The sequence below is a fragment of the Pseudomonas paeninsulae genome (assembly GCF_035621475.1).
GTDB lineage: Bacteria > Pseudomonadota > Gammaproteobacteria > Pseudomonadales > Pseudomonadaceae > Aquipseudomonas > Aquipseudomonas paeninsulae.
Window position 1 is genome coordinate 1,719,052 of record NZ_CP141799.1, and the last position, 19,821, is coordinate 1,738,872.

Here is a 19,821-nt window from a genome sequence, read left to right on the forward strand (position 1 = left end):
GCGCCTGCTCTGGAGTCTTCGGCTGGTTTAGCCCGAAGCAATCGGCCCGCTGTGCCGGCCAACCGTGGCCAGGGGGCGGGCCTGCCTCATTCCTGACCTTGGTATGCACGATGGAAGTTTCCACCATTCTCATCCAGACCATGAACGGTCTGCAGTACGGCCTGTTGCTATTTCTCATCGCCAGTGGCCTGACCCTGATCTTTGGCATCATGCACATCATCAACCTGGCCCACGGCGCGCTCTACATGGTCGGCGCCTACCTGGTGTACTGGTTGACCGGACTGGTTGGCGATCTGTTTCTCGCCATCCTCATCGGCGTGCCCCTGGCGGCGCTGCTTGGGGTGCTGATCGAGCGCTTCCTGATCCAGGCGCTGTACCGACGTGACCACCTCGACCAGGTGCTGATGACGTTCGGCCTGATCATGGTGATCGACTCGCTACGCAGCATCATCTGGGGCAATGACGTGCACAGCGTAGCCATCCCCGAACTGCTCAGCGGCTCGATCCAGCTGACCGCAACCCTCGACTACCCGGTGTACCGCCTGTTCATTTCCGCGGTCTGCGCGGTGATCGCCCTGGCCATGTACCTGGTCCTGCAACGCACCCGGCTGGGCATGATCATTCGCGGCGGCTCGAGTAACCGCGAGATGGTCCAGTGCCTGGGCATCGATATCCGCCTGATCTACACCCTGGTGTTCGCCGCTGGCGCGGCGCTGACGGCGTTCGCCGGGATGATCGCCGCGCCGGTGTCGTCGGTCTATCCCGGCATGGGCAACCAGATCCTGATCATCGCCTTCGTGGTGGTGGTCATCGGCGGCCTGGGCTCGATTCGCGGGGCCTTTCTCGGCGCCTTGCTGGTGGGCCTGACCGCCACCTGGGGCGCGGTGCTGGTGCCGCAATACGCCGGCATGGCCGTGTATGTGCTGATGGCCGTGGTGCTGTTGTTCAAGCCGCGCGGGCTGTTCGCCTAATTACCATTTCGGGGAATTTCTTATGCACGCATTACCTCGCCCGATCCAGTTACTGCTTATGGCGTTGCTGCTGCTGATGGCCGCCTATCCGCTGTTCGGTGCCGGCCTGGCCGGTGAAAAGCACGACTTCTTCCTCCAGCAACTGACCAGCATCATGATCCTGGCCATTGTCGCCTTGGGCCTCGACCTGCTGGTCGGCGTCAGCGGCATGGTCAGCCTGGCCTCGGCGGCATTCTTCGGCATGGCCGGTTATGCCCTGGTGCTGTTCGCCCCTGAGTATGAGGCGGTGAGCATCTGGGTCGCCTTGCCGGTGTGCCTGGGCATCACCGCTCTGGCTGCACTGCTGATGGGCGTACTGATCATCCGCACCTCGGGGATCTTCTTCATCATGGTGACTATCGCCTTCTCGCAGATGCTCTATTACCTGTTCCACGATGCGTCCTTCGCCGGCGGCTCGGACGGTGCCTATCTGTTTATGAAACCGGTGGTCGCCATCGGCGGGGTGCAGCTGCTCGACCTGGATAATCGCACCACCTTGTTCTATGTGGTGCTGGCCTCGCTGGGGCTGTTGTTCGTGCTGCTGCGCACCTTCCTGCGTGCGCCGTTCGGTCGGGTCCTGCTGGGCATCAAGGAGAACGAGCAACGGGTCCGCGCCATGGGCTACAACCCGTTGTTCTACAAGCTGGCGGCGTTCGTCATCGCCGGCACCATCGCCGGTTATGCCGGCATGTTGTCGGCCACCCAGTATGGCTTCGTCAGCCCCGGCCAACTGAGCTGGCAGATGTCGGCGCATATCCTGGTGATGGTGATTCTCGGCGGCATGGGCACCTTGTTCGGACCAATTCTCGGCGCCTTCGCCTTCGAGGGTCTGCATCACTGGTTTGCCAGCCTGACCCCGCATTGGGAGTTGCCGATGGGCGTGGTGGTGATCTGCATGGTGCTGTTGCTGCCGCGCGGGATCGCCGGCCTGTTGCTGCAATTGGCCGCGCGCAAACGCAGCAAAACCGCCGAGGTGAAACTGCCCCGCGTGAGCAAACAGGAGGCCGAGCAATGAGCGGATTGATTTTGGAAACCCGTGGCCTGAGCAAAACTTTCGGTGGTTTACGCGCCGTCAGCGACATCAGCCTGCAAGTGGCGCCCCGCGAGATTCACGCGATCATCGGCCCCAACGGCGCCGGCAAGAGCACCATGGTCAACCTGCTCTCCGGTCACCTGCGTCCCAGCAGCGGTCAGGTGATCTTCAATGGTCAGGACATCACCGGCCTGGCACCGAACAAGGTGTCGCACCTGGGGGTCGGGCGTAGCTTCCAGCGCACCAATATCTTCCCCAGCTTCAGTTGCCTGGAAAACTGCATGCTCGCCGCGCAGTCGCGGATGAAGAACTCGTTCCGCTTCTTCCGTCGCAGCGACCACTACCCGCTGGTGCGCGTGCGCGCCGAGCAGGCGCTGGAGGCTTGCGGCCTGAGCAGCAAGGGGCACAGCACTGCCAGTTCCATGAGCTATGGCGAGCAGCGCCAACTGGAAATCGGCATGGTGCTGGCCACCGAGCCGAGCTTTTTATTGCTGGATGAACCGATGGCCGGGATGGGCAAGGAAGAGTCGAGTCGAGTGGTCGAGTTGCTCGCCGAGTTGTCGCGCGAGTACTCGCTGGTGCTGGTCGAGCACGATATGGAGGCGGTGTTCAGCATCGCCAAGACCCTGACCGTGATGGTCAACGGGCAGATGTTGGCCAGCGGTCCGCTGGATCAGGTGCGTAACGACCCTGCGGTGCAGGAAGCCTATCTGGGCGATGGCGAGGAGCAGTTCTGATGAACACTACAACAGCAACAACCCCGCTGGTCGAGGTGCGCGGCCTGCACACCTTCTACGGCAACAGCCATGTGCTGCATGGCGTCGACCTGCAGATCGCACCGGGAGAAACCCTGGCCCTGCTCGGGCGCAATGGCGTGGGCAAGAGCACCACCATTCGCTCGCTACTCGGCCTGACTCCGCCGCGCAGTGGCGAGGTACGGATCAGGGGCGAGAACCTCACCGGCAGCGCCGCGCACAAGGTGATCCGTCGCGGCATCGGCTATGTGCCGGAAGGCCGTGGCATGTTCCCCAACCTGACGGTGCGCGAAAGCCTGGTGATGGCGGCGCGTCCCGGTCTCGACGGTCGCCGCGACTGGGATCTTGACCGGGTGCTGGCGACCTTCCCGCGCCTGGCCGAGCGCTTCAGCCACCTCACCGGCAACCTCTCCGGCGGCGAGCAGCAGATGGTCGCCATAGGCCGCGCGCTGATGACCAACCCCGAGCTGATGATCCTCGACGAGGCCACCGAGGGCCTGGCACCGCTGATCCGCAAGGAGATCTGGGACGTGATCCGCCTGATCAAAGCCAGCGGCATCGCCACTCTGGTGGTCGACAAGCACGTCAACGTGCTGCTCGACCTCACCGACCGCAGCATGGTCATGGTCAAGGGCCGGGTGCTGTATGACGGCCCCAGCCAGGAATTGAAGGGCCAGCCGGAGATCCTGCAGACCCATATCGGTCTGTAGTTTCGGGGCAGGGTGCCCAGGCGGCCGGCCTGGCTACGCCGCACATCACAAGTAGGAGCGGCCCATGGCCGCGAAATTGCCAGCTCCGCCACCGTTCGCGGGCAGGGAACTGGGCGTCCCCCCGCTCCTGCAGCGCGGCGGCGTAGACGCGCGAAGTACCTTCCCTCATGCAGCGCATATCGGGGGATGGCCTTATTTTGGTTTGACGAGAGAAGAGAACATCCATGAAGCGCGATCAAGCAATGGGCCGCAGCACCTGGCGCAAGCATCTGGCCAGCGCGCTGCTGACCGGCAACCTGCTGGGTGCAGTGGCCCTGGTCTTTTTGACCAGTGGCAGCTGGGAGTCCGGCGTGGCAGCAGGCGTGGTCATCCTCGGGCTGCTGGCCGGCTTCTTCTATCTGACCCAGCCGCCGCAGGTGATCGAGCGGGTGCTGCAGGACTGGTCGCAGCCGCCTGTGCGCCTGGAGGCGCCGGTGGAAGTAGTGTCCGCGCCGTTGCCCAGTCCACTGCCCGTGCCGGTTTTTGATCCGGCGCTGCGCCAGCATCAGAGCGAGCTACTGCGCGCCATCGAACAGAGTCAGGCCGACATGCACTTCGCCACCGAGTTGGCGCAGCAGTCCGGCGAAAAGGTCAGCAGCAGTGCCGAGAGCATCCAGGCCACCAGTCAGTCGATCAGCGAGCTGGCCGATTATCTACGCCGTACCGGCGAGGTGTTCAACACCCTCGGCGAGCAGTCGCGGCGTATCGGTGCGATTGTTGGCAGCATCCAGGACATTGCCCGGCAGACCAACCTGTTGGCACTGAATGCGGCCATCGAAGCGGCGCGGGCCGGCGAGCACGGTCGCGGCTTTGCCGTGGTGGCCGACGAGGTGCGCAGCCTGGCGGTGCGCGCCAACGACTCCAGCGAGCAGATCATGCAGATCGCCAAGGGCCTGAAAAGCGCCGCCGATGAAGCCAGCAACGGCCTGGGTCAGGTCGATCAGTCGGCGCGCAGTGGCCTGAGCACCTCGGCAGCGGCCCACGAAGCCATGCACGCGCTGCGCACCGGTGCCCGCGAGCGCATGGAGATCGTCGGCCGGGTGATGCAGGGCTTGCAGCGCCAGCGCGAACTGGCCGAAGGGCTGGGGTGTCTGCTCGAGCGAGCTGAGTAAAGCAGTGTTCGATAATCGAACAGTAAGTCGATTATCGGATTGTTTGCCGGCGCCGCTGAGCCTACTGTTGACTCACCCGCCACCTTGACCGGTGGCATCGTCAACCGAGAGAGAGCAACTTCGATGGCCGAAATAATTTCCCTTGGCGAAGCAATCCAGCGCTTCGTCAACGACGGCGACACCGTCGCCCTCGAAGGCTTCACCCACCTGATCCCGACTGCCGCCAGCCACGAGATCATTCGCCAGAATAAGCGCGAGCTGACCCTGGTGCGCATGACTCCGGACCTGGTCTATGACCTGTTGATCGGCGCCGGTTGCGCCAAGAAACTGGTGTTCTCCTGGGGCGGCAACCCCGGCGTCGGCTCGCTGCACCGCTTGCGTGATGCGGTGGAGAAGGGCTGGCCCAAGCCGCTGGAGATCGAGGAACATAGCCACGCCGACATGGCCAACGCCTATGTCGCCGGTGCCTCGGGCTTGCCGTTCGCGGTGTTGCGCGCCTACGCCGGCTCCGATCTGCCCAAGGTCAACCCGCTGATCAAGACCGTCACCTGCCCGTTCACCGGCGAAGTGCTGGCGGCGGTGCCCTCGGTACGCCCGGACGTCACCGTGATCCACGCGCAGAAGGCCGATCGCAAGGGCAACGTGCTGCTCTGGGGCATTCTCGGCGTGCAGAAGGAAGCCGCCCTGGCGGCCAAGCGTTGCATCGTCACGGTAGAGGAGATCGTCGACGATCTGCATGCGCCGATGAACGCCTGCGTGCTGCCGAGCTGGGCGCTGACCGCGGTCTGCCATGTGCCCGGCGGCGCCCATCCGTCCTATGCCCTCGGTTACTCCGAGCGGGATAACCGTTTCTACCAGGCCTGGGACCCGATCGCCCGCGATCGCGAGACCTTCAGCGCCTGGATCGACGAGTACATCCGCGGCACTGCCGACTTTGCCGGCTTCCAGGAAAAACTAGCCCAGGCCAAGCTGGCCGCGCAGCAGGAGGCCCACTAAATGAGCGCCTACAACACCAATGAAATGATGACCGTGGCCGCCGCGCGTCGCCTGAACAACGGCGCGGTGTGCTTCGTCGGCATCGGCCTGCCGTCCAAGGCCGCCAATCTGGCGCGCCTGACCTCCTCGCCGGACGTGGTGCTGATTTATGAATCCGGCCCGATCGGCGCCAAGCCCAGCGTACTGCCGCTGTCGATCGGTGACGGCGAACTGGCCGAGACCGCCGACACCGTGGTGCCGACCGGCGAGATCTTCCGCTACTGGCTGCAGGGCGGGCGCATCGACGTCGGTTTCCTCGGCGCCGCCCAGGTCGACAAGTTCGGCAACATCAACACCACGGTGATCGGTGATTACCACAAGCCGAAAGTGCGCCTGCCCGGCGCCGGTGGCGCGCCGGAAATTGCCGGCAGCGCCAAGCAGGTGCTGATCATTCTCAAGCAGTCGCACCGCACCTTCGTCGACAAACTGGCCTTCATCACCTCGGTGGGCCATGGCGAGGGCGGCGATCACCGCAAGCAGCTGGGCCTGCCGGGCGCCGGACCGGTGGGAATCATCACCGACCTGTGCATCATGGAGCCGGAGGAGGGTACCCGCGAATTCATCGTCACCTCGCTGCATCCGGGGGTGAGCCGCGAGCAGGTGCTCGATGCCACCGGCTGGCAGATTCGCTTCGCCGACAACGTCAGCGTCAACGCCGCGCCGACCGAGGTGGAACTGACTGCCCTGCGTGCCCTGGAAGCCAGGACCGCCGCGGCCCATGGCCAGGCCGGGGGTGAAGAATGAGCCGCGACGTCTTTATCTGTGATGCCGTGCGCACGCCCATCGGCCGCTTCGGCGGTAGCTTGGCAAACGTGCGCGCCGACGACCTGGCGGCGGTGCCGCTCAAGGCGCTGATCGAGCGCAACCCGCAACTCGACCTGAGCCAGGTCGATGAAGTGTTCATGGGTTGCGCCAACCAGGCCGGCGAAGACAACCGCAACGTCGCGCGCATGGCCTCGCTGCTGGCCGGCCTGCCGGACAGCGTGCCGGGGGTGACCCTCAATCGCCTTTGCGCCTCGGGCATGGATGCGGTTGGTACCGCTTTTCGCGCCATCGCCTGCGGCGAGATGGAGCTGGCGATTGCCGGCGGGGTCGAGTCGATGTCGCGTGCACCCTATGTGATGGGCAAGGCGGACACGGCCTACGGCCGCGGCCAGAAGATCGAAGACACCACCATCGGCTGGCGCTTTATCAACCCACTGATGAAGGCCCAGTTCGGCGTCGACGCCATGCCGCAGACCGCCGACAACGTTGCTGACGACTACCAGATCAGTCGCGCCGACCAGGACGCTTTCGCTGTGCGCAGCCAGCAGCGCGCAGCCGCCGCCCAGCAGGCGGGTTTCTTCGCCGAAGAAATCGTTCCGGTCACCATCAAGGGCCGCAAGGGCGACACAGTGGTCGAGCAGGACGAGCATCTGCGTCCGGAAACCAGCCTGGAAACCCTGGGCAAACTCAAACCGGTCAACGGTGAAGGCAAGACGGTTACTGCCGGCAACGCCTCGGGGGTCAACGACGGCGCCGCCGCATTGATTCTGGCCAGTGCCGAAGCGGTTAAAAAGCACGGCCTGACCCCGCGTGCTCGGGTCCTGGGCATGGCCAGCGCTGGCGTGGCGCCACGCATCATGGGCTACGGCCCGGTACCGGCGGTGCGCAAGCTGCTGCAGCGCCTGGATCTGCAGATCACTGATTTCGACGTGATCGAACTCAACGAAGCCTTCGCCAGCCAAGGCTTGGCGGTGCTGCGCGACCTCGGCCTGGCCGACGACGCGGCGCAGGTCAACCCCAACGGCGGCGCCATCGCCCTCGGTCATCCACTGGGCATGAGCGGCGCGCGGCTGGTGCTGACCGCGCTGCATCAGCTGGAAAAATCCGGCGGCAAGCGCGGCCTGGCGACTATGTGCGTCGGCGTCGGCCAGGGTTTGGCGCTGGCCATCGAACGGGTATAGCGCGCCACGCGTCGGTTCGGGCCATCGGCAACAATATTTCCATGGTCCGGGCCAGCCTTGAGTAGTTCATTCAGGCGCCAGCTTGCTGGCGCTCCTCGACGGCCGCAGTCTGTCGGGAATCGGTTACGTGTTCGACTGACTCATCCTGCGCGGCTTTGCCGTCAGGTTGCATGTGGTCTGGTCGAACATCGAACCCTAGCCATTTGAAGGAGTTTTTCCGTGCCAGTTGTCCACCTCGCCGACGGCGACCTGCATTACCAGCTGGATGGCCCGAGCGATGCCCCGGTGCTGCTGTTGAGCAATTCCCTGGGTACCGACCTGGGCATGTGGGATACCCAGATGACCGCCTTCACCGAGCATTTTCGGGTGCTTCGCTACGACACCCGCGGCCACGGCCAATCGCTGGTCGGCGAGGGCTTCTACAGCATCGAACAACTGGGCCGCGATGTGCTGGCGCTGCTCGATCAGCTGAATATCCGTCAGGCATCATTCTGTGGCCTGTCCATGGGCGGCCTGATCGGCCAGTGGCTGGGCATTCATGCCGGCGAGCGGCTGGACAAGCTGGTGCTGAGCAACACAGCAGCGAGGATTGCCAGCGACGAAGTGTGGAATAGCCGCATCGACACCGTGCTGCAAGGCGGCCAGCAGGCCATGAGTGACCTGCGCGATGCGTCCATTGCGCGCTGGTTCACTGCCGAGTTCGCCGCGGCCCAGGCCGCGCAGGCCAACCGCATCACCGCGATGCTGGCGGCTACCACGGCCCAGGGCTACGCCGCCAACTGCGCCGCGGTGCGCGATGCCGATTTCCGCGAGCAACTCGGTGCGATCAAGGTGCCGACGTTGATCGTCTGTGGCACTGCCGATGCGGTGACCACGCCCGAGCATGGTCGCTTCATGCAGCAGCACATCGCGGGCGCGCAGTTGATCGAGCTGCATGCCGCGCACCTGTCCAATGTCGAAGCCGGCGAAGCCTTCACCCAGGCCGTAGTAGATTTCCTACAGCAGTGATGCCTCGGCGCACCCTGCGGTTCGTCTGGTAGGGTGCGCCCTGGATCTGCTCTGGATACCCAGGCAACGCCTGGGGGCCTGTTTGCAAAGTCCTTTAATATCAAATTATTATGAAAATCTTGCGGCTCTCCAGAGGCGCAGGATTTTCTTTGTTGCACCGCGTTTTACTCTCCGTATGCCTGTCCAGTCTGCTCTCGCATAGTCAATCTGGCGGGTATACTCGAGCCTCCGCTGATCGACCTGTACAAGAGCCTGATGATATGACGCAGATTTCCGAACGCCTTCTGGTCCAGGCTCATCTGGACGCCAAGCAGCCCAAGCCGCTGACGCCCGAGCAGGAGGCCTTCTACCGCGCCGAGATCGCCGCCGAGCTGAAAAAGCAGAATGCGGTGCTGGTTGCCCACTATTACTGCGACCCGGTGTTGCAGGCTTTGGCCGAAGAGACCGGCGGTTGCGTCTCCGACTCGCTGGAAATGGCCCGGTTCGGCAATCAGCACTCGGCGCAGACCGTACTGGTGGCCGGGGTCAAGTTCATGGGCGAAACGGCGAAGATCCTCAACCCGGAAAAGCGTGTGCTGATGCCGACCCTGGAGGCGACCTGTTCGCTGGATCTGGGTTGCCCGGTGGAAGAGTTCGCCGCGTTTTGCGATCATCACCCGCAGCGTACCGTGGTGGTGTATGCCAATACCTCGGCGGCGGTGAAGGCGCGGGCCGACTGGGTGGTGACCTCCAGTTGCGCGGTGGAGATCGTCGAGCATCTGATGGACAACGGCGAAAGCATCATCTGGGCGCCGGACCAGCATCTGGGGCGTTACATCCAGAACAAGACCGGTGCCGACATGCTGCTATGGGACGGCGCCTGCATCGTCCATGAAGAGTTCAAGGCCAAGCAACTCGAGGATATGAAAGCCCTCTACCCGGACGCGGCGGTGCTGGTGCATCCGGAGTCACCGACTGCGGTGATCGACCTGGCCGATGCGGTCGGCTCGACCAGTCAACTGATCGCGGCGGCGCAGCGGCTGCCGAACAAGACCTTCATCGTCGCCACCGACCGCGGCATCTTCTACAAGATGCAGCAGTTGTGTCCAGACAAGGAATTCATCGAGGCGCCGACCGCCGGTAACGGCGCCGCCTGCCGCAGTTGTGCGCACTGCCCGTGGATGGCGATGAACACCCTGCAGCGCACCCTGCAGAGCCTGCGTGAAGGCAGCAACGAGATATTCGTCGACCCCGCGCTGATCCCCAAGGCAATCAAGCCGCTCAAGCGCATGCTGGATTTCACCCAGGCGGCGCGGCTCAAACTGTCGGGCAACGCCTAAGCCGCAAGTGTGTCTGTCGCCGGGCAATGATGGGCTACGTCGCGTCTGAAAGGCACTCTTGCTTATCGCTATGCAGGCGGCTCAGCCATTCTGCGGACTACCTTGCATTGGGTCAGGCATTAGCCTGTCCAGCGTTGACCTGAGTGGCGAGAAGGGCAATAGCCGTTATCTATTGATAAACACGCTGTACCGATGCTAAAGGGCCGATATAATGCGGCCCTTTGCCGGCTTTGCCGTGGCCGCCTGTTTCCGTGGATGATCCTATGAAAAGCGCTGAAATCCGTGAAGCTTTCCTCAGCTTCTTCGAAGAAAAGGGGCACACCCGTGTCGCTTCCAGCTCCCTGATTCCGGGCAACGACCCGACGCTGCTGTTCACCAACGCGGGGATGAACCAGTTCAAGGACTGCTTCCTCGGCCTGGAAAAACGCGCCTACACCCGCGCAGCCACCAGCCAGAAGTGCGTGCGCGCCGGCGGTAAGCACAACGATCTGGAAAACGTCGGTTACACCGCGCGCCACCACACCTTCTTCGAAATGCTGGGTAACTTCAGCTTCGGCGACTATTTCAAGCGCGACGCCATTCACTTCGCCTGGGAATTTCTCACCGGCGACAACTGGCTCAAGCTACCCAAAGACAAACTGTGGGTCACCGTCTACGCCACCGATGACGAAGCCTTCGACATCTGGACCAAAGAAGTCGGCGTGCCGGCCGAGCGGATGATCCGTATCGGCGACAATAAAGGCGCACCTTACGCCTCCGACAACTTCTGGACGATGGGCGATACCGGCCCGTGCGGCCCCTGCACCGAGATCTTCTTCGACCACGGCGAGCATATCTGGGGCGGCCCGCCAGGCTCGCCGGAAGAAGATGGTGACCGCTATATCGAGATCTGGAACAACGTGTTCATGCAGTTCAACCGCACTGCGGACGGCGTACTGCACCCGCTGCCGGCGCCGAGCGTGGACACCGGCATGGGCCTTGAGCGCATCAGTGCGGTGCTGCAGCACGTCAACTCGAACTACGAGATCGACCTGTTCCAGAGCCTGCTCAACGCCTCGGCTCAGGCCATCGGCTGCGCCAACCAAGGCGAGGCATCGCTGAAAGTGGTGGCTGACCATATCCGTTCCTGCGGCTTCCTGATTGCCGACGGCGTCACCCCGTCCAACGAAGGCCGTGGCTATGTGCTGCGCCGCATCGTCCGTCGCGCCTGCCGTCACGGTAACAAGTTGGGCGCCAAGGGCAGCTTCTTCTACCAGATCGTCGCTGCCCTGGTAGCCGAGATGGGCGAAGCCTTCCCCGAGCTGAAGCAGCAGCAGGCGCATATCGAACGCGTGTTGAAAACCGAAGAGGAGCAGTTCGCCAAGACCCTGGAACAGGGCCTGAAAATCCTCGAGCAGGATCTGGCTGAGCTGAAAGGCACTGTGATTCCGGGCGATGTGATCTTCAAACTGTATGACACCTTTGGTTTTCCGATGGACCTCACCGGTGACATTGCCCGTGAGCGTGAGCTGACCCTGGACGAGGAAGGCTTCGAGCGTGAAATGCAGGCGCAGCGTGAGCGCGCCCGTTCCGCCAGCTCGTTCGGCATGGATTACAACGCGCTGGTCAAGGTCGATAGCGACACCCTGTTCCTTGGCTATCAGGGCACCAGCGGCAGTGGCAAGATCATTGCGCTGTTCCAGGCGGGGCAGGCTGTGGACCGCTTGAACGAAGGCGAGGAGGGCGTGGTGGTGCTCGATCAGACGCCGTTCTATGCCGAATCCGGTGGCCAGGTCGGTGACTGCGGTTTTCTTATGGACGGTGCGGGCTCAAGTGCTGGTGTGCGTTTTGATGTGCGCGACACCACCAAGGTCGGCGGGGCTTTCCTGCACCACGGCATCGTCGCCCAGGGCAGCCTCAGCGTAGGCGTCTCGATCAAGGCCGAAGTGGACGCCAGCGTGCGTCAGGCCACCGCGCTCAACCATTCGGCGACTCACCTGCTGCACGCCGCGTTGCGTCAGGTGGTCGGCGAGCATGTGCAGCAGAAAGGTTCGCTGGTCGATAGCCAGCGCCTGCGTTTCGACTTCAGTCACTTCGAGGCGATCACGGCTGAGCAACTGAAGACCCTGGAATATATCGTCAACACCCAGGTGCGCAGCAACAGCGAGGTCGAAACTGTCGAGACCGACATTGAAACCGCCAAGCAAAAAGGCGCTATGGCGCTGTTTGGTGAGAAGTACGGTGATCAGGTGCGCGTGCTGAGCATGGGCGGTGACTTTTCCGTCGAGCTCTGTGGTGGCACTCACGTATCCCGTACCGGCGACATCGGCCTGTTCAAGATCACCAGCGAAGGCGGTGTCGCGGCGGGTGTGCGGCGTATCGAAGCAGTCACCGGTGCAGCTGCTTTTGCTTACCTGGATGGCGCGGAAGAGCAGTTGAAAGAAGCCGCTGCGCTGGTCAAGGGCAGTCGCGACAACCTATTGGACAAGCTGACTGCCGTGCTGGAGCGTAATCGTCAGCTGGAAAAAGAGCTGGAGCAGTTCAAGGCCAAGGCCGCCAGTGCGGCCGGTAATGATCTGGCTGGCTCTGCCGTGGACGTCAAGGGCGTCAAGGTGCTCAGCGCGCGGGTTGACGGCCTGGATGGCAAGGCCTTGCTGGCCATGGTCGACCAGTTGAAGAACAAGCTCGGTAGCGCGGTGATCCTGCTCGGCGGCGTGCAGGACGACAAGGTCGTGCTGGTGGCCGGTGTGACCCAGGACCTGACCAGTAAGCTCAAGGCCGGCGAGCTGATGAAGCAAGCTGCAGCGGCAGTCGGTGGCAAGGGCGGTGGTCGTCCAGATATGGCGCAGGGCGGCGGCACCGATGCCGGCGCGCTGGATGGCGCGTTGGCGCTGGCTGTGACCTTTGCCGAGCAAGGTCTATAAGCAGCAGTAGTTGTCATTCAGCAGGCGATTGAAAACCTAGCGAGCCAAGGTCGGATTTCAACGAAGCATGGCCGAGTGCAGTTGCTTTTCAACGTCTGTTAGGGCCAGGGTCCGCATTACGCCCGGTGGGCCTTGGCAGCATATTGAGTTGAATGTTTAATGGGCGCCCTTCACGGGCTGAGGCGGCTTTGAAATGGCTTTGATCGTACAGAAATTTGGCGGCACCTCCGTAGGCACTGTTGAGCGAATTCAGCAGGTGGCCGAGAAGGTGAAGAAATTCCGCGAAAATGGCGATGACATTGTGGTCGTGGTTTCCGCCATGAGCGGTGAAACCAACCGGTTGGTCGAGCTGGCCAAACAGGCGAGCGATGATCAGCCGGTGCCGCGTGAGCTCGACGTAATGTTGTCCACCGGTGAGCAGGTGACCATTGCCCTGTTGACTATGGCGTTGATTCGCCGTGGTGTGCCGGCAGTGTCTTACACCGGTAATCAGGTGCGTATTCTCACCGACAGCGCGCACAACAAGGCGCGTATCCTGCAGATTGACGATCAGAAACTGCGTGCCGACCTCAAGGCCGGGCGTGTGGTGGTGGTCGCCGGTTTCCAGGGCGTCGACGAGCACGGCAATATCACCACGCTGGGGCGTGGTGGCTCCGACACCACGGGTGTGGCCCTGGCGGCGGCGCTGAAGGCCGACGAGTGCCAGATCTACACTGACGTCGATGGTGTCTACACCACTGACCCGCGTGTGGTGCCCCAGGCGCAGCGCCTGGAGAAGATCACCTTCGAAGAAATGCTGGAAATGGCCAGCCTGGGTTCCAAGGTGCTGCAAATCCGCTCGGTGGAGTTCGCCGGCAAATACAACGTCCCGCTGCGCGTATTGCACAGCTTCAAAGAGGGTCCGGGCACCCTCATTACGATTGATGAAGAGGAATCCATGGAACAGCCGATCATCTCCGGCATCGCGTTCAACCGCGACGAAGCCAAGCTGACTATCCGTGGCGTACCGGACATCCCGGGCGTGGCGTTCAAGATTCTCGGTCCTGTCAGTGCCGCCAATATCGAAGTCGACATGATCGTGCAGAACGTGGCGCACGATAACACCACCGATTTCACCTTCACCGTGCACCGCAACGACTATCAGGCGGCGCAGCAGGTATTGGAAAATACCGCGCGTGAGCTGGGCGCTCGCGAAGTGATTGGCGACATCAAGATTACCAAGGTGTCGATCGTCGGCGTTGGCATGCGCTCCCACGCCGGGGTTGCCAGCCGCATGTTCGAGGCTCTGGCCAAGGAAAATATCAATATCCAGATGATCTCCACCTCGGAAATCAAGGTGTCCGTGGTGATCGAGGAGAAATATCTGGAGTTGGCTGTACGTGCTCTGCACACCGCCTTTGAACTGGATGCCCCGGCCCGACAGGGCGACTGAGGCATCGCCCGAAAGGCGCGCACTATTGCGCGCCTTTCGTCTTTTTGGTTGGCGTGGATGGACTTTCTTTCTGCCCACACTAGTCAATACTTGGGTGAAGGCCTCGCTTGAGATTCATGGGGGCTGCCACCATTTTATTTTTTGCAGACTGTTGTATTGGATTTAAATCCGTGAGGAGAAAGGAATGCTGATTCTAACTCGCCGGGTCGGTGAGACCCTGATGGTGGGTGACGAGGTCACTGTCACCGTGTTGGGCGTTAAGGGCAATCAGGTGCGCATTGGCGTTAACGCGCCGAAGGAAGTAGCCGTGCACCGTGAGGAGATTTACCAGCGCATCCAGAAAGAGAAGGACGAAGAACCAAGCCACTAATTTTTATCTAATTTTTGGCTTTGCAAGCGGGGCAAAGATGGTTATCATGCGCCCCGTGTTGCGGAGAGGTGGCCGAGTGGCCGAAGGCGCTCCCCTGCTAAGGGAGTACATCTCAAAAGGGTGTCGGGGGTTCGAATCCCCCCCTCTCCGCCATTATTTAGTGTTCTAGGGTGTTGGTCCTGCTTTGATCAGTAAGTTGTTGAAATTAATCTGATTTAGGCTTGATTGAGAAATTTGAACCCCTATAATGCGCACGGTTAGTGCACTCATAGCTCAGCTGGATAGAGTACTCGGCTACGAACCGAGCGGTCGGAGGTTCGAATCCTCCTGAGTGCACCATATTGAAGATGATCGGCAGTGATGCGGGTCGTATTTAAAGCCAGCGGTGATCTGGTTAAAAAGCGCCATTTGCACTCATAGCTCAGCTGGATAGAGTACTCGGCTACGAACCGAGCGGTCGGAGGTTCGAATCCTCCTGAGTGCACCAAATAGAAGGGCCTGCAGCGATGCAGGCCCTTTTTCTTTGTCTGCTGTTTTTGTTCGGTGTCCTGTCGCTGCCCGGTCTGGCTGCGGCTCGCTTGTCTGCCGAAGTCGATGCTGGTGCGCTGCGTTCAGCCGCTGGTTTGTCGATGTGCATCCGGCAGGCCCTTAACGTTTGCCTTTGACGCAGCCGGATGCATCGAAGCTGACCTGGCGACTGTTGCCCTGCTGGTCGCGATAGTGATAGCGCGTCTGGCCGTTCTGGCTGCTGACTTTGTCCGGTGTGCCCAGGCTGCTTTGCACGTCGCTGCGGTTCATGCCGCTACGGATCTGCTGCTTGATGATGGCTGTGCGGCGCTCGCTGCCGGTAACCAGGTTACCGCAGCCGTCCTGTGGTTCACCCACTACCACCAGCTCGCGGGTCTTTGCCACTGCCTTGCTGCGTGATGGTTTGGCGGGCTTGGCCAGTGGTGTGGGTTTGCCGCTGCCTGGTGTGGCGTTGTAGGCATCCTGCAGGTATAGCGCTTGTTCGGCGGGGCAGCCTTGTAGGGTGAAGGAGACGTGGCCGTTGGCGTCTTCACAGCGGAATACGGTTGAGGCCAGCAGGGGTGGTGGGCATAACAGAAGGGCGCAGAAAGCTGCGCGGCGCAGTCCATGCATAGTGACGTCCTCCTTGACGGTCGTGTGGCAAGCCTAGTCGCTCAGCTCGGCTTTACCAGGGGTGCCTTGTGCGGTGTCTCCGGCGTCGCAACTATGGGTTGTAAAAAAACGCTGAAGTTTGCGCTGCAAAGGCTTGTTCTAGCCTGCTTTTTGTAACGTGCAAAGCCTCCGGGCGGTGTTATTATTTTGCCCGTCAGCCCCGTCGGGGCTTGTGGACCACCACCATGGACTTACCCAGTAGTTACTCTGAATCTCGATTGTGCAATCGCGTACTGATTGATTGACCCTCTTTGGCGTGCGCCGCCGCTGGGGGTGGAGCGTGCCATGACTGAAGTAGAAGCCAAGAAGCCGCAAGAAAGCCTGCAGGATCGCCTCGCCCAGGTGGTTGAGTTGCTGCATCGGCACAAGCTGGTCGAAGACCTGACGCATCGTCAGGAAGGCCCGCATCACGACCGGGTGGAAAACCTGGTGCACCGGCAGAACCTGGCCGAGCTGCAGCGCAAGCTCGACGAACTGCACTCCGCCGACGTCGCCCATATCCTCGAAGCACTGCCGTTGGACGAGCGCCTGACCGTCTGGCAGTTGGTCAAGGTCGAGCGCGACGGCGATATCCTCCTCGAAGTGTCCGATGCGGTGCGCGAAACGCTGCTCGCCGACATGGACGATCAGGAGATCCTCGCGGCGGCCAAGGACATGGATGCCGACGAACTGGCGGACCTGGCCTCCGAGCTGCCGCGCGATGTCGTCCATGAATTGATGGAAACCCTCGATGCGCAGCAGCGTGAGCGGGTTCGTTCGGCGTTGTCCTATGAAGAGGACCAGGTTGGTGCGCTGATGGACTTCGAGATGGTCACCATCCGCGAAGACGTCACCCTGGAAGTGGTCTTGCGTTACCTGCGGCGCCTGAAAGAGCTGCCAGGACATACCGACAAGTTGTTCGTGGTCGATTACGACGGCGCGCTCAAGGGTGTGCTGCCAGTCAAGCGCTTGCTGGTCAACGATCCGGACAAACTGGTCAGTGAGGTGATGGCGACCGATCCGGTGAGCTTCCATCCGGATGAAGATGCCTACGATGCCGCTCAGGCGTTCGAGCGTTACGACCTGATCTCAACGCCAGTGGTCGACAAGAACGGCAAGCTGATTGGCCGTCTGACCATCGACGAGATGGTCGATCTGATTCGTGAAGAAAGCGAAAGCGAAGTGCTGAACATGGCCGGTCTGCGCGAGGAGGAAGACATCTTCGCCTCGGTCTGGAAGTCCTTGCGCAACCGTTGGGCCTGGCTGGCCCTCAACCTGATCACGGCGTTCATTGCCTCGCGGGTCATAGGCCAGTTCGAAGGCTCTATCGAGAAGCTGGTGGCGTTGGCTGCCTTGATGCCGATCGTTGCCGGTATCGGCGGTAACTCGGGCAATCAGACCATTACCATGATCGTGCGCGCCATGGCGCTGGATCAGGTCAGTACCGGCAATACCGCACGGCTGATTCGCAAGGAGTTGAGTGTTGCCTTGATCAATGGCTTGGTCTGGGGTGGGGTGATTGGTGTGGTGGCTTATATGCTGTACGACAGCTGGTCGCTGGGTGTGGTGATGACTGCGGCCATGACCCTGAACCTGCTGCTTGCGGCATTGATGGGGGTGCTCATTCCCATGACCCTGGTGCGCTTGGGGCGCGACCCGGCGCTGGGGGCCAGTGTGATGATTACCGCAGTGACCGATAGTGGCGGCTTCTTCCTCTTCCTCGGGTTGGCCACGGTGTTTCTGCTGTAGCGGGGTGCCCTTATTTACGGGGTGAATGGGTGGCGCTTTTTTGTCCGTATTTGTCGCAAAATTCAGCCTGGAGTTTGCTCAAACGACCGTTTCAAGCTAAGGTGCGCCAGCTTTGCCCGGCAGTTTTCGGGTACCTCCTCCGTCCAAGAATATGCGACTGCCGAGTCGCGCCAATAAGGAGTCATCATGACCTCCAGCCAACTCCTGCATGAGGGCGTCGAACTCATGCTGATGGGCATGGGTTCAGTATTTTTCTTTCTGGCTCTATTGATTCTCTGCATCCGTCTGATGGCTCGTGTGATCGAGCGTTTCGTGCCAGCCCCGCATGCGCGTGAGGCCAACGCACCGGTTTCGGCCAAGTTAGTGGGCCATGAGCCTGGGCCAGACGTTCTTGCTGCCATTCAGTTGGCCCTTCATCAACACCGCGCGCGTCGCGGCTGATTCTGGTTTGTCAGGGAGTTTCCGTATGACCGCTACGAAAAATGCACTCGGTATCACCGATGTGGTTCTGCGCGATGCGCATCAATCCATTCTGGCAACCCGAGTGCGTCTTGAGGACATGTTGCCGATCGCGCCCAAGCTTGATCAGGTGGGCTTCTGGTCGGTCGAATCCTGGGGCGGCGCGACTTTCGATTCCTGCATTCGTTACCTGGGCGAAGACCCTTGGGAGCGTATCCGCGCGTTGAAGCAGGCGATGCCCAATACCCGTCAGCAGATGCTCTTGCGTGGGCAGAACCTGCTCGGCTATCGGCATTACGCCGATGACGTGGTGGAAAAATTCGTCGAGCGTGCGGCGGTCAACGGCGTCGATGTGTTCCGCGTGTTCGACGCGATGAACGATCCGCGTAACCTGCAGACCGCGCTGCGGGCGGTCAAAGAGCAGGGCAAGCATGCTCAGGGCACCATCTCCTATACCACCAGTCCGGTGCATACCCTGGAGATGTGGGTTGATCTGGCCAAGCAGATCGAAGACATGGGCGCCGACTCGATAGCGATCAAGGACATGGCGGGTATTCTCAACCCGTACATCGCCTTCGAGCTGGTGACGCGGCTGAAGGCCACTCTGTCGATCCCGATCCACATGCAGTGCCATGCCACCGCGGGTCTGTCGACTGCAGCCATCGTCAAGGCGGTAGAAGCCGGTATCGACAACGTCGATACGGCAATTTCCTCGCTGTCGATGACCTACGGTCATTCGCCAACCGAGTCGGTGGTGGCGATCTTCCAGGGTTCCGAGCGCGATACGGGCTTGAACCTGGAACTGCTCGAAGAAATTGCCGCGTACTTCCGTGAAGTGCGGAAGAAGTACGCGAAGTTTGAAGGCACCCTCAAGGGTGTCGATTCGCGCATCCTCGTGGCTCAGGTGCCGGGTGGCATGCTGACCAACATGGAAAGTCAGCTGAAAGAGCAGGGCGCCCAGGACAAGTTCGATGAAGTGTTGGCCGAGATTCCGCGGGTGCGCGAGGATCTGGGCTTTATCCCGCTGGTGACGCCGACCTCGCAGATCGTTGGCACCCAGGCGGTGATCAACGTATTGACCGGTGAGCGCTACAAGTCGATCACCAAGGAAACCGCCGGCGTGTTGAAGGGCGAATACGGCGCAGCGCCGGCCCCCTTCAATAAAGAGCTGCAGCTGCGGGTGCTGGATGGCGCCGAAGCAATCACCTGCCGCCCGGCGGACATGCTCGCTGCGGAAATGGACAAGCTGACGGCCGAACTCAAGGGCATTGCCCAGGAGAAGGGCATCAAGCTGGCCAAAGATGAAATCGACGACGTGCTGACCTATGCCCTGTTCCCGCAGATCGGCCTGAAATTTCTGGAGAATCGCGGCAATCCGGCAGCCTTCGAGCCGGCGCCGAACGGTAACGAGTTGCCGGCGCGTGAAGCCGGCAAGCCCGAGGTCTACACCGTTGAAGTCAACGGCAAGTCCTTTGTGGTCCAGGTTAATGAAGGTGGCGACATCGAAGGCCTCAAGCCTGTCGGTGGCGCCGCTGTCACGGCCTCTGCTGTTGCGGAGCCTGTCGGTGCGGGCGATCCGCAGTCGGCGCCTCTGGCGGGCAATATCTTCAAGGTGCTGGTGCAGCCGGGGGCCACGGTCGAAGAAGGGCAGTTGGTGATCATTCTTGAAGCGATGAAGATGGAAACCGAGATTCGTGCGTTCAAGGCCGGCACCATCGGTGCGGTTAACGTCAAGGTGGGCGACGCGGTGGCAGTGGGCGAAAGCCTGTTGACCATCGGTTGA

The 19,821-nt window shown here is 61.6% G+C and carries 16 protein-coding genes, 3 tRNA genes and 1 pseudogene; 19 read left to right on the forward strand and 1 reads right to left on the reverse strand.

Annotation, left to right across the window (positions count from 1 at the left end; all coding sequences use genetic code 11):
* Positions 1–110 precede the first annotated feature (110 nt).
* The 16 genes and pseudogenes from VCJ09_RS07965 to VCJ09_RS08040 all read left to right on the forward strand — a co-directional run bounded on the left by VCJ09_RS07965 (position 111) and on the right by VCJ09_RS08040 (position 15,159).
* Entirely contained in the window at positions 111–971 is an 861-nt protein-coding gene (locus tag VCJ09_RS07965) for a branched-chain amino acid ABC transporter permease (protein ID WP_324733863.1), read from the forward strand.
* A gap of 22 nt (positions 972–993) precedes the next feature.
* The gene (locus VCJ09_RS07970) at positions 994–2,025 is read left to right on the forward strand and encodes a branched-chain amino acid ABC transporter permease (protein WP_324733864.1); all 1,032 of its coding nucleotides are present in this window, start codon (positions 994–996) and stop codon (positions 2,023–2,025) included.
* Positions 2,022–2,780: an ABC transporter ATP-binding protein gene (locus VCJ09_RS07975; RefSeq protein WP_324733865.1), complete on the forward strand. Its 759-nt coding sequence runs from the start codon at positions 2,022–2,024 to the stop codon at positions 2,778–2,780. The genes VCJ09_RS07970 and VCJ09_RS07975 overlap by 4 nt, the downstream gene beginning before the upstream one ends.
* On the forward strand, positions 2,780–3,508 hold the full coding sequence (locus VCJ09_RS07980) for an ABC transporter ATP-binding protein (RefSeq protein WP_324733866.1): 729 nt from the start codon (positions 2,780–2,782) through the stop codon (positions 3,506–3,508). Before VCJ09_RS07975 ends, VCJ09_RS07980 begins: the two co-directional genes overlap by 1 nt.
* 764 nt (positions 3,509–4,272) lie before the next feature.
* Positions 4,273–4,659: pseudogene (locus tag VCJ09_RS24750) on the forward strand (methyl-accepting chemotaxis protein); the annotation flags it as partial.
* 123 nt (positions 4,660–4,782) lie between these two features.
* A complete protein-coding gene (locus VCJ09_RS07990; protein ID WP_324733868.1) occupies positions 4,783–5,655 on the forward strand; it encodes a CoA transferase subunit A in 873 nt (290 codons plus the stop codon).
* Positions 5,656–6,438 (forward strand): CoA-transferase subunit beta, encoded by a 783-nt coding sequence (locus tag VCJ09_RS07995; RefSeq protein ID WP_324733869.1) that lies wholly within the window; start codon positions 5,656–5,658, stop codon positions 6,436–6,438. It begins immediately after the preceding gene.
* Positions 6,435–7,640: a 3-oxoadipyl-CoA thiolase gene (pcaF, locus tag VCJ09_RS08000; protein WP_324733870.1), complete on the forward strand. Its 1,206-nt coding sequence runs from the start codon at positions 6,435–6,437 to the stop codon at positions 7,638–7,640. The genes VCJ09_RS07995 and pcaF overlap by 4 nt, the downstream gene beginning before the upstream one ends.
* Positions 7,641–7,859: 219 nt before the next feature.
* Positions 7,860–8,648, forward strand: a complete 789-nt coding sequence (gene pcaD, locus VCJ09_RS08005; RefSeq protein ID WP_324733871.1) for a 3-oxoadipate enol-lactonase — start codon at positions 7,860–7,862, stop codon at positions 8,646–8,648.
* Between the two features lie 260 nt (positions 8,649–8,908).
* Positions 8,909–9,967 (forward strand): quinolinate synthase NadA, encoded by a 1,059-nt coding sequence (nadA, locus tag VCJ09_RS08010; protein WP_324733872.1) that lies wholly within the window; start codon positions 8,909–8,911, stop codon positions 9,965–9,967.
* A gap of 263 nt (positions 9,968–10,230) precedes the next feature.
* Positions 10,231–12,870, forward strand: a complete 2,640-nt coding sequence (alaS, locus tag VCJ09_RS08015) for an alanine--tRNA ligase (RefSeq protein WP_324733873.1) — start codon at positions 10,231–10,233, stop codon at positions 12,868–12,870.
* A gap of 193 nt (positions 12,871–13,063) precedes the next feature.
* Complete coding sequence (locus VCJ09_RS08020; protein ID WP_324733874.1) at positions 13,064–14,302, forward strand: aspartate kinase; 1,239 nt, start codon at positions 13,064–13,066, stop codon at positions 14,300–14,302.
* A 184-nt stretch (positions 14,303–14,486) separates the two neighbouring features.
* Positions 14,487–14,672 (forward strand): carbon storage regulator CsrA, encoded by a 186-nt coding sequence (gene csrA, locus VCJ09_RS08025; RefSeq protein ID WP_010490393.1) that lies wholly within the window; start codon positions 14,487–14,489, stop codon positions 14,670–14,672.
* A gap of 62 nt (positions 14,673–14,734) precedes the next feature.
* A tRNA-Ser gene (locus VCJ09_RS08030) sits at positions 14,735–14,825 on the forward strand.
* 109 nt (positions 14,826–14,934) lie between these two features.
* Positions 14,935–15,011 (forward strand) — tRNA-Arg (locus VCJ09_RS08035).
* A 71-nt stretch (positions 15,012–15,082) separates the two neighbouring features.
* Positions 15,083–15,159, forward strand: a tRNA-Arg gene (locus tag VCJ09_RS08040).
* Between the two features lie 161 nt (positions 15,160–15,320).
* Here VCJ09_RS08040 and VCJ09_RS08045 read toward each other — a convergent pair.
* Positions 15,321–15,812: a DUF4124 domain-containing protein gene (locus VCJ09_RS08045; protein ID WP_324733875.1), complete on the reverse strand. Its 492-nt coding sequence runs from the start codon at positions 15,810–15,812 to the stop codon at positions 15,321–15,323.
* Between the two features lie 324 nt (positions 15,813–16,136).
* On the opposite strand from VCJ09_RS08045, the gene mgtE reads away from it, so the two are divergent.
* The 3 genes from mgtE to oadA all read left to right on the forward strand — a co-directional run bounded on the left by mgtE (position 16,137) and on the right by oadA (position 19,821).
* Complete coding sequence (gene mgtE / locus VCJ09_RS08050) at positions 16,137–17,579, forward strand: magnesium transporter (RefSeq protein WP_324733876.1); 1,443 nt, start codon at positions 16,137–16,139, stop codon at positions 17,577–17,579.
* Between the two features lie 186 nt (positions 17,580–17,765).
* Positions 17,766–18,020 carry an OadG family protein gene (locus tag VCJ09_RS08055; RefSeq protein WP_324733877.1) on the forward strand — a complete coding sequence of 85 codons (255 nt, stop codon included), beginning with the start codon at positions 17,766–17,768 and terminating at the stop codon, positions 18,018–18,020.
* A 25-nt stretch (positions 18,021–18,045) separates the two neighbouring features.
* Positions 18,046–19,821 (forward strand): sodium-extruding oxaloacetate decarboxylase subunit alpha, encoded by a 1,776-nt coding sequence (oadA, locus tag VCJ09_RS08060; protein WP_324733878.1) that lies wholly within the window; start codon positions 18,046–18,048, stop codon positions 19,819–19,821.

What these genes read in the sequence shown, in the direction of transcription:
- VCJ09_RS07965 (WP_324733863.1), top strand. Translation starts at nt 111, where the DNA reads ATGGAAGTTTCCACCATTCTCATCCAGACCATGAACGGTCTGCAGTAC.
- VCJ09_RS07970 (WP_324733864.1), top strand. Translation starts at nt 994, where the DNA reads ATGCACGCATTACCTCGCCCGATCCAGTTACTGCTTATGGCGTTGCTG.
- VCJ09_RS07975 (WP_324733865.1), top strand. Translation starts at nt 2,022, where the DNA reads ATGAGCGGATTGATTTTGGAAACCCGTGGCCTGAGCAAAACTTTCGGT.
- VCJ09_RS07980 (WP_324733866.1), top strand. Translation starts at nt 2,780, where the DNA reads ATGAACACTACAACAGCAACAACCCCGCTGGTCGAGGTGCGCGGCCTG.
- VCJ09_RS07990 (WP_324733868.1), top strand. Translation starts at nt 4,783, where the DNA reads ATGGCCGAAATAATTTCCCTTGGCGAAGCAATCCAGCGCTTCGTCAAC.
- VCJ09_RS07995 (WP_324733869.1), top strand. Translation starts at nt 5,656, where the DNA reads ATGAGCGCCTACAACACCAATGAAATGATGACCGTGGCCGCCGCGCGT.
- pcaF (WP_324733870.1), top strand. Translation starts at nt 6,435, where the DNA reads ATGAGCCGCGACGTCTTTATCTGTGATGCCGTGCGCACGCCCATCGGC.
- nadA (WP_324733872.1), top strand. Translation starts at nt 8,909, where the DNA reads ATGACGCAGATTTCCGAACGCCTTCTGGTCCAGGCTCATCTGGACGCC.
- alaS (WP_324733873.1), top strand. Translation starts at nt 10,231, where the DNA reads ATGAAAAGCGCTGAAATCCGTGAAGCTTTCCTCAGCTTCTTCGAAGAA.
- VCJ09_RS08020 (WP_324733874.1), top strand. Translation starts at nt 13,064, where the DNA reads ATGGCTTTGATCGTACAGAAATTTGGCGGCACCTCCGTAGGCACTGTT.
- csrA (WP_010490393.1), top strand. Translation starts at nt 14,487, where the DNA reads ATGCTGATTCTAACTCGCCGGGTCGGTGAGACCCTGATGGTGGGTGAC.
- VCJ09_RS08045 (WP_324733875.1), bottom strand. Translation starts at nt 15,812, where the DNA reads ATGCATGGACTGCGCCGCGCAGCTTTCTGCGCCCTTCTGTTATGCCCA.
- mgtE (WP_324733876.1), top strand. Translation starts at nt 16,137, where the DNA reads ATGACTGAAGTAGAAGCCAAGAAGCCGCAAGAAAGCCTGCAGGATCGC.
- VCJ09_RS08055 (WP_324733877.1), top strand. Translation starts at nt 17,766, where the DNA reads ATGACCTCCAGCCAACTCCTGCATGAGGGCGTCGAACTCATGCTGATG.
- oadA (WP_324733878.1), top strand. Translation starts at nt 18,046, where the DNA reads ATGACCGCTACGAAAAATGCACTCGGTATCACCGATGTGGTTCTGCGC.